Source organism: Curtobacterium sp. MCBA15_016 (assembly GCF_001865105.1).
Lineage (GTDB): Bacteria > Actinomycetota > Actinomycetes > Actinomycetales > Microbacteriaceae > Curtobacterium.
The window spans coordinates 8919-9364 of record NZ_MJGR01000045.1 but is presented as its reverse complement, the minus strand read 5'-3'; the positions used below and the strand labels follow the sequence as shown (position 1 = coordinate 9364).

At 74.0% G+C, this 446-nt stretch carries 1 protein-coding gene; it reads right to left on the bottom strand.

Annotated elements, in window-relative coordinates:
- Positions 1-446 (bottom strand): IclR family transcriptional regulator (locus tag BIV03_RS16145; RefSeq protein ID WP_139202039.1); only part of this gene is annotated, 446 nt, incomplete at both ends.

Sequence of the window (446 nt, the reverse complement as noted above, 5' to 3'; positions counted from 1 at the left end):
GCGCGAGGTCCGCGCCGAGCAGCGCCTCCCGCTCGGCCTGTGACAGGTCGAGCATGAGCGCCTTGCCGAGCGCCGAGGCGTGCAGCGGCTGCCGCATGCCGATCATGGTGTGCGACTTCGGGGCGAGTGAGCCCTCGAAGTGGCAGAGGTAGATGCAGGCCGCGTCGTCCTGCACCCCGACGTTCGCGGTGAGGCCGATGCGGTGCGCGAGCTCCTGCGCGGCGGCCCGGCTCTCGCGGTGGACGGGGTTGTGGTTGAGCCCCTGGCTGGCGAGCTCGAGGACGGCCCGCCCGACGGAGTACCCCTGCGACTCGGGGTCGCGTCGCACGTACTCGAGCGACTCGAGCGTGGCGAGGAGCCGCCCGGTCGTCGACGTGCCGAGGCCGATCGCCCGTGCGATGTCGGAGGCGCGCATCGCCCCGTCGGCGGCACCGAGCGCGCCGAGG